The sequence below is a fragment of the Niallia sp. HCP3S3_B10 genome, assembly GCF_052064465.1.
In the GTDB taxonomy this organism is placed as follows: domain Bacteria; phylum Bacillota; class Bacilli; order Bacillales; family Cytobacillaceae; genus Niallia; species Niallia hominis.
Genome location: NZ_JBQHVO010000102.1, coordinates 1 through 8816, shown reverse-complemented (window position 1 = coordinate 8816; position 8816 = coordinate 1). Strand labels below are relative to the sequence as shown.

Sequence of the window (8816 nt, the reverse complement as noted above, 5' to 3'; positions counted from 1 at the left end):
ATATCCAACTACTATTTAAGTTTATCATTCACACAATCTAATTCTCTATCAATCTTCGACATATTTCGGGGCGTCACTGTGACCAAGAATTTATTTTTTACTTACTATTTCAATACAAGAGAGAAAAATTCCTGTCGAACTAACTATTCTCTACAGAGAAAAAAGGATTATATTTAACTATTCAAATATAGCACTACTGCTGTACTTCTCCTTTAGCAATTTCACACAAATTCTCTCGTAGAACTTCCTGTGAAACAAGATTTTTCAGTGCCTCACTGTGCAGCAAGAATTTATTATCGGTTCGCCATTGGAAAGGGAAAAACGCCACCCCCCTCCAATATCCAACTACTATTTAAGTTTGTCATTCACACAATCTAATTCTCTATCAATCCTCGACATATTTCGGGGCGTCACTGTGACCAAGAATTGCCCATATCACGAGCTAATTGACTCTTATTGATTTTCATTTTTAGACTCTCCATCAATAATTTAAATTTTGGCAAATCTGCAAGACTATTAATTTCAATACTTGAATTTACATTAATTTGCATATGCATAATATTCCACCTCAAGAATATTATGCAGTTAACCATCAAAACTGTACATCCTTAAACAATCATTTCTGTACACTCTTAAGTTAGCATTTATAATGGCTCTCAATTTCCGCAAAGGGCGGCTCTTTTCTCCGCAATGACTGGCTCAAAACTCCGCATAAGTAGCTCATTTCATCTGCAATAACCATCGCTATTTAAGTTTATCATTCACACAATCTAATTCCCTATCAATCTTCGACAAATTTCGGGTTGTCACTGTGACCAAGTATTAGATTACTGTCATCATTCGTGCCACCCTGAGCAATTGGCTTAATATGATCGATTGTGGGCATCAGCTCCCAATATGCAATATGGCACTCACTCATTTTCCAGTTCTTGTGAAAAGGAAAACTGTCAGGAAATTTGATTGATAAAAGTCGAAGCACCGGAGGGAAAATTAGCTTATAGCCACTATAACGATCTATAAAACCATCACGCAAAAATATTTCTAGCATTTTTGATTTTGTATAGGAGCGATTTAAATGTTCGATATTTTGAAAGGGATATTGCCTATTAATTACCTCTTCTGCTTTGTTTTCGTTATTCGAGTCTAGTAAATTGCATACCTGTTTTAACACATCTGCTTCCATTACAGTTACCCTCTCTTTATTGTAATATAAGATTTCAACTTGATACTAGTACATAATGATTCTAAAAAGTATAAGTGGAACATTTGAAAAACATCATTTTTTTCACCCATTCCTATTCGAAATGTCAGGTGTTAGTATTTCTTACTTTTCACTTCTTATTAAACAATCTTGGGAACTTGGAAAATTAAATAGAGAAATATACGAATTAAAATGTCGTCTAGAAATTAATCCATTATAATCATAAAAATCCCCTACCTGAAAGAGCAAAGGGAGGGGATTTTCAATCTAATTATGAAGATAAAAGGGGTGAGGAATTGTCACCAATGAGTACATTTCTGACCTTACTAAGAAAGTGCTCTATTGCTTAACCTAATTAGATTTATTAAACTAATCCGAATTTATATTGTCTACTTTTTAGATTTCGGTGCACTTTGACCATGAATTCTTCGGAATACTCACAAATCAAATCTTAATAGATGGAGAAATATCCATGCATACGTGAATGCCATGGACTAGGTGGAGCACTCTAATATGGCAGTAATGACTAAATAAGCACTATGGAAGTGAGAGGAATCCTTTTACTATGTAGGTTACAAAAACTGGTACCCATTTCCCCAGAATCTAAAAAAGCAGTTAATGGATATCTATGGAAAGGAACCATTTCCACAGGGGTGGAATGAACAGGACATATTTGAGGGATCAAAAAAATGATTAGAGAGTATTTTAAAAATAATTCCAATTAGCAACAGTCAGTAAAAGAAAAGCCCTACAGTTTATTAAGCTAGTAATCTGTAGGGTTTTATTATGGTTGGTAAGCGATTTGGCATTGTGTGGTAATTCATTGGCGAACATTGGTAAAAAACATGGCAAGGGTGGTAAAATCATGTGGCCGTAATCAACTATTTCAGTTTATCATTCACACAATCCAATTCTCTATCAATCTTCGACAGACTTCGGGGCGTCACTGTGACCAGGAGTTAAGCCTCCCGTGAAACATTCCTGTGAAACAAGATTTTTCGGGGTGTCACTGTGACCAAGATTTAAGTCTGAGAAGCCACGCTAAAACGAACATCACGTAAAAAACCATGCTGTGACATATGATAGGTCTGTCCTTCTACCATATACCGATCCCCTTTCAAACGACCAACAATTGGAAACAAAACCGGGGACACCCGTCCCCAGTATGCGCTATCTCCAGTCCACATATAGTTTAATCCATTTTCCTTATGTTGTACTTTACATACCTCTGCCCCATCATTTTTGATTGTTACTTTCAGCCAATCATTCTCTATTTCAACCATTGTCTTCTATTACCTCTCTTCTGTAAGATTACTTTACTCTTTATAAGCCATACTTATTATATATTTATTTTAACCTGAAACAAGATTTTTCAGTGCCTCACTGTGCAGCAAGAATTTATTATCGGTTCGCCATTGGAAAGGGAAAAACGCCAACCCCCTCCAATATCCAACTACTATTTAAGTTTATCATTCACACAATCTAATTCTCTATCAATCTTCGACATATTTCGGGGCGTCACAGTGACCAAGAATTTATCATTGCTATTTATCATTCACTCAATCTAATTCCATATCAATCTTCGACAAATTTCGGGGTGTCACTGTGACCTAGAGTTACAAGCAGTAATTTGTAAGAATGTTTAAATGAAAAGAAGCAAGTATATCTACAAGGGTGTATTACTTGCTTCTTTTCATTTATAACTATATATATATTCGACGACAGTTTTTCAATAAGAAATATATCAAACTCGATTTATCCTAAAAATCAAAATCACTATTCGTATCTTCTTCAGAGACTCCAACCTCCTATATATTAGTGTTATGCTTGAACGCATACAACAAATTATACAAGAAGCCTTCATGAATTTATATTTAAGACTAATCGATTAACTATAGAGTGGCTCATTTCATCTGCAATAATCACCCTAGTACAATCCCACAAAACACTCTTGTGAAACCTTCCTGTGAATCAAGATTTTTCGGTGGGCGTCACTGTGCAGCGAGAATGAATCTAATATCCAAAATACTTGGTCACCAGACCTTCGTAAGAACCATTTTTTGATTGCCAAATACAAACTACTATTTCAGTTTATCACTCACATAATCTAATTTTCTATCAATCTTCGACAAATTTCGGGGCGTCACTGTGACCAAAAATCTATCAGCAATACCATAAAGCTTCCCGTGAAACACCCCTGTGAAACAAGATTATTCGAGGCGTCACTGTGACCATGAATTCATCTACACCACATTTTGTAATATTAGATGTAAGTGTAATCCGGTCGATATTACTGTAAATAAGAGCATCATTTACGAATAACGATGGGCATAACTGAATAGCCTCAACATCGTCCGCAGGGCCTTTTTCCAATAGAAATGACTCTTTTAGTTCGTATTCCATAACATGCTTATTCTTAGCTGGGAAGAACTTTAAGGAATAATTCTCGATTGTCTCTTCCTCCAATAATGGAATCTTAAAAGCAGGATGTGCTCCAATAGAGAAATACATCTCTCCTTCGTTATCATTAATTATCTCCCAGGTAACAGTTAGTACATTTTTTTGTAGTATGTAATGAATAAGCACCTTGAACTCATACGGGTATATGTTCTTAAAATTGCCAGCCGATTCAAATAAGAAAGATACTCTATCCTTAGTCTGAGAAGCCACGCTAAAACGAACATCACGTAAAAAACCATGCTGTGACATATGATAGGTCTGTCCTTCTACCATATACCGATCCCCTTTCAAACGACCAACAATTGGAAACAAAACCGGGGACACCCGTCCCCAGTATGCGCTATCTCCAGTCCACATATAGTTTAATCCATTTTCCTTATGTTGTACTTTACATACCTCTGCCCCATCATTTTTGATTGTTACTTTCAGCCAATCATTCTCTATTTCAACCATTGTCTTCTATTACCTCTCTTCTGTAAGATTACTTTACTCTTTATAAGCCATACTTATTATATATTTATTTTAACCTGAAACAAGATTTTTCAGTGCCTCACTGTGCAGCAAGAATTTATTATCGGTTCGCCTTTGGAAAGGGAAAAACGCCAACCCCCTCCAATATCCAACTACTATTTAAGTTTATCATTCACACAATCTAATTCTCTATCAATCTTCGACATATTTCGGGGCGTCACAGTGACCAAGAATTTCTATCAATCTTCGACATATTTCGGGTTGTCACTGTGACCAAGAGTTTTGTATTCTGAAGCTGGTGACCCGGCTGTTTTTGCAGGAAACTTGGTAATATTCTCATTAATACCAATAACAATAGGATTTTTACTTGTTTTAGCAGGTATTTTAATTCAAGTTACTAAGTTAAAATAGTATTAAAATATAGAGCTACCTTTCTAATTAATTAGAGGTGGCTTTTTTATTTAATGGAAAGGCTGAAAAATTGAATTAGAAAATATTTTTTAGATAATATCATATCTATGAGAAGAGAAGATGCTATTGCAGATGGTATTTTAGTAGATTTAACATAAACAGCAAAAGTGAGTGGAATTAATTTTCAGTCGCTGTAAACATTACTTTATTGGCTGATGTAGTAGAATAGTAGAGCCAAATGAACTGGCAAAATCAATGGAGAATCAACTTCAGAAATAATGGATGTCAAATGGAGAGGAAGGATATAGTTATGAATGCAATCAGCACACAAATTGCGAACGAAACGGGCGTCACTGTGACCTAGAGTGATGGCTCTCAATTTCCGCAAAGGGCGGCTCTTTTCTCCGCAATGACTGGCTCAAAACTCCGCATAAGTGGCTCATTTCCTCTGCAATAATCATCGCTATTTAAGTTTATCATTCACACAATCTAATTCCCTATCAATCTTCGACAAATTTCGGGGCGTCACTGTGACCTAGAGTTGAATTTAATTAATTTATGAAAGAAAATGTTTAGAAAGCGGATACAAAATTAAAAGTTTTATTTTATAAAAAGGGAGCTAAAAAAACTCCCACAAAAACTTGACTCAATCTTAGCATGACACATAGTTGAAAGCAATTGTTATAAGCTATATAATAAACGTATATAATGAAAAAGAGAAGTGCGCGAACACTTCTCTCTGCAACCTCTACCGTCAGGGTGTGGTTGTCAATTAAATATTATTTTGGTTGAGAACCACCCTTTTGCTTGCGACGGCGTAGGGTGGTTTTCTTGTTTTCTAATATGTTCTTCCGAAAGAAATAGGCGCTTATCTCACGCACAATCCCCTTCAGAACTTCACGAACAAATTCAAGAAATGTTTCCATGATTATCACCTCCTTTCCTAAACGGAAAGAAGCACAACAACCAACCACCCTCACAATATTCAGTTGCTATTTCAGTTTATCACATTCACACAATCTAACTCTCTATCAATCTTCAGTTGCTATTTCAGTTTATCACATTCACACAATCTAACTCTCTATCAATCTTCGACAAATTTCGGGCCGTCACTGTGACCAAGAGTTATGTCTCACTCGAAATCTTCATTTAAGTATCCTACGCCCAACATCTTAAGGTCATCACAATCTACCACTCCAATATTCTACAGAACAATCAATTTTCCTACCAAAATAAAAAAAGAAAACACCATAATTGCTGTACTTCTTCTTTAACAAATTCCAACTGAAATCACAACAAAGTCCCCTCTGAAACAAGATTATTCGAGGCGTCGCTGTGACCAAGAGTTTACGTAATCTGTTGGAGTTTACTATCCATGGGAAACGAATTGGCGCTATGTGATACATTTATTGGAGAAGATTAGTAAAAAATATGACAAGCGTGGTAAAATCACCTTGCCGTAATCCTTCCACAAAGAAATCTTTCTATGATTATCCCCCCTTTCCTAAACCGAAAAAAACACCTCCAATATCCAGCTACTATTTCAGTTTATCAATTCACACCATCTAATTCTCTATCAATCTTCGGATTTTGGGACTTCACTGAGACCAAGAACTAACTGTGAAACAGGATTTTTCTGGGACAAGGAACCTGACCCCTTGTCCCAAAGTAATGTCCAGTTTCTATTTTATTATCGGTTCGCCATTGGAAAGGGAAAAAATGCCTCCCCAATATCCAACTACTATTTCAGTTTATCACTCCTCATTCTAATTTTCTATCAATCTTCGACATATTTCGGGTCGTCCCTGTGACCAAGAAGACTACAATACTTTTCCCGTTTCTGTGTCAATGATCCTTCATAATAATCTAGTAAAAAATTCACATTCATAAAACAAGGCACTGTAGAATTCTTCTTATAATATTGATAGCTACTCCAAGGATAGTATTCTGCCAGCTTAACCATTCTCGCCTCAACTGGGTTAAGGTGTATATAACGGCTAACTTCTAACATACCTTCTTTGTCGTCAATCCTTTTGTCATAAAACCGTTTTTCAAAGACATGGCCTGTTAAACGGTATTTGGTGTTATAGTAATTGGCATAACGTTTATTGATCAGTGCCATTAGCTTTGAAATGGGTACTTCCCTAGAACGTAATTGGAAATGGAAATGATTATTCATAAGGCAATAAGAGGCGATTTCAAAAGGGTACTTTTCATAGAGTTGCGTTAAGATATGAAGAAAGGCTTGAAAATCACTGGCATTCCGAAACAAGGGATCACGTCGATTCCCCCGGGAAACAATATGATAAAATCGCTCTGGTATATATACTCTTTTCTTATAGGGCATTATTTCTCCCTCGCAATCGTCATTTGTTTATTCTGCTCCCAGCGTCTTAAGGTCATCGCTTCCCAAATGGCTTGATCAGCTATTCTTTCTTCCCCTGCTAAATCAGAAATGGTCCTTGCGAGTCTAATAATTTTAATCTGAACACGATTGCTCCAGTTTTGCTTAGAAGAAATTTGGGTGAGCGTCTTTTTCTGTTCTGTTGTCAAGGCACTCGTTTCCACCAAAATTTCAAACGGAACCTTCGCATTGGATACTTCTTGTTGATACCGATCATACTGGCGCACGCGCGCTTTTTCCACTCTTTTACGAATATCATTAGAGGATTCTTGCGTCGTGGAGGGCCGATTAACATTTACTGACTGTAAGGATAAAAGGATATCCATTCGGTCATAGATAGGACCTGACAACCGATTTCGGTAGGCTTGAATTTGTTTTTGGGAACAGGTGCAATAATGCTGAAGAGAACCGAGGTATCCACATGGGCAAGGGTTCATAGCACCTATTAGGATAAAAGAAGCTGGATACGTCACAGTAGAATGCGCTCGGCTAATGGTTACTTCACCTGTTTCGAGTGGTTGACGGAGCATATCAAGCGTTTTTTTGGAGAATTCTGCAATCTCATCGAGAAAAAGAATCCCATGATGAGCCATCGAAATTTCACCTGGTCGCGGGTTCGACCCACCACCAATAATGGCGACAGCAGAAGCAGAATGGTGTGGATGCCTGAAAGGAACAAATTGATTATGGATACGCTTTTCACGAGCAAGCTGATACAAACTCATCACTTCGAGTTGTGCTTGATTTGTTAATGAAGGTAGGATGGAAGGAAAAGATTCAGCTAACAAGCTCTTTCCACAACCAGGAGGACCATTCATCAGCAAATTATGCTCACCAGCTGCAGCAATTTCTAATGCTCTTTTTGCTTTCTCATGTCCAATCACATGACAGAAGTCCTTTTGATGTGTGGCAATCTCTGGTGTTAGATGATTCTCTGAGGAAAAAGAAGGTTGAGACAGCATGCTTTCTTGACCTTCCAAATGCTGAACGACTTCCTCGATATGAGACACAACTATACATTCAATATCCTGTAGCATATGAAGTGGAAGCACCGAATCATAAGGTAAATACACTTTTTTAATCCCGAGCCCCTTTGCCGCAATAACAGCAGGTAATATCCCTTCCCCACTCGCAACCGAACCATCAAGGGATAACGCTCCAATAAACGCCGTATCTATGGGAATCTCACGCTTCACCTCCCCCAGTTCCTTCAAAGCAGCAATAGCAATAGCCAGATCAAACAACGAACCATTTTTCTTTTGATCAGACGGAGATAGATTCACAACCACCTTCTTATCCGTCACATCCAAATCAAAATGAGCAATCGACGCCAGCACCCTCTCTCGAGACTCCTTAACAGAAGCATCAGGCAACCCAACAATCACCATAGACTCCGTGTCCTGCGATATACGCACCTCCACCTGCACACGGTAGCCCTCTAATCCTTTCAAACCAATACTTGAAACTTTTGAAGTCATACAACTCCCTCCAAACTATTTATTTTTATAGTACGATGAATGAAAATTAACCGGGAAAGAAACAATTCAAGAAAGATTAAAATAGGAAGATAAATCAATCGAGGTTAATATAGAAGAAAATCTTTTTAGAACAAGAACAACTGAACAACTAACAGAGGGAAAGATATAATCTACCACTTCAATATTCTACAAAATAATCAAATTTCCTGCCAAAATGAAAATAAAAAGAAAGAAGACAACAATATAACTGCTGTACTTCTCTTTGACAAATTCCATCGGCAATCCCACAAAACACTCTTGTAAAACTTTCCTGTGAAACAAGATTATTCGGGATTTCACTGTGACCTAAACTTTTCTACAATAGTCATTGAGTCAACCTAGATTTATATAT

Annotated in this window: 7 protein-coding genes; all 7 read right to left on the bottom strand. The window is 37.0% G+C overall.

From position 1 onward, the window contains the following. Positions 1 to 410 precede the first annotated feature (410 nt). Entirely contained in the window at positions 411 to 557 is a 147-nt protein-coding gene (locus ACTNDN_RS24060) for a hypothetical protein (RefSeq protein ID WP_441132508.1), read from the bottom strand. A 224-nt stretch (positions 558 to 781) separates the two neighbouring features. After that, entirely contained in the window at positions 782 to 1183 is a 402-nt protein-coding gene (locus ACTNDN_RS24055) for an HNH endonuclease (protein WP_441132506.1), read from the bottom strand. Between the two features lie 1040 nt (positions 1184 to 2223). After that, positions 2224 to 2484 (bottom strand): aldose epimerase family protein, encoded by a 261-nt coding sequence (locus ACTNDN_RS24050; RefSeq protein ID WP_441132505.1) that lies wholly within the window; start codon positions 2482 to 2484, stop codon positions 2224 to 2226. 880 nt (positions 2485 to 3364) lie between these two features. Then, positions 3365 to 4114 (bottom strand): aldose epimerase family protein, encoded by a 750-nt coding sequence (locus ACTNDN_RS24045; RefSeq protein ID WP_441132504.1) that lies wholly within the window; start codon positions 4112 to 4114, stop codon positions 3365 to 3367. Positions 4115 to 5322: 1208 nt separating this feature from the next. Beyond that, the gene (locus tag ACTNDN_RS24040) at positions 5323 to 5469 is read right to left on the bottom strand and encodes a hypothetical protein (protein WP_441132502.1); all 147 of its coding nucleotides are present in this window, start codon (positions 5467 to 5469) and stop codon (positions 5323 to 5325) included. Positions 5470 to 6320: 851 nt separating this feature from the next. Beyond that, positions 6321 to 6890, bottom strand: coding sequence for a transposase (locus ACTNDN_RS24035; protein WP_251629236.1), 570 nt, complete (start codon positions 6888 to 6890; stop codon positions 6321 to 6323). Then, positions 6890 to 8425 (bottom strand): YifB family Mg chelatase-like AAA ATPase, encoded by a 1536-nt coding sequence (locus ACTNDN_RS24030; RefSeq protein WP_251629234.1) that lies wholly within the window; start codon positions 8423 to 8425, stop codon positions 6890 to 6892. Before ACTNDN_RS24030 ends, ACTNDN_RS24035 begins: the two co-directional genes overlap by 1 nt. Between the last annotated feature and the right edge of the window lie 391 nt (positions 8426 to 8816).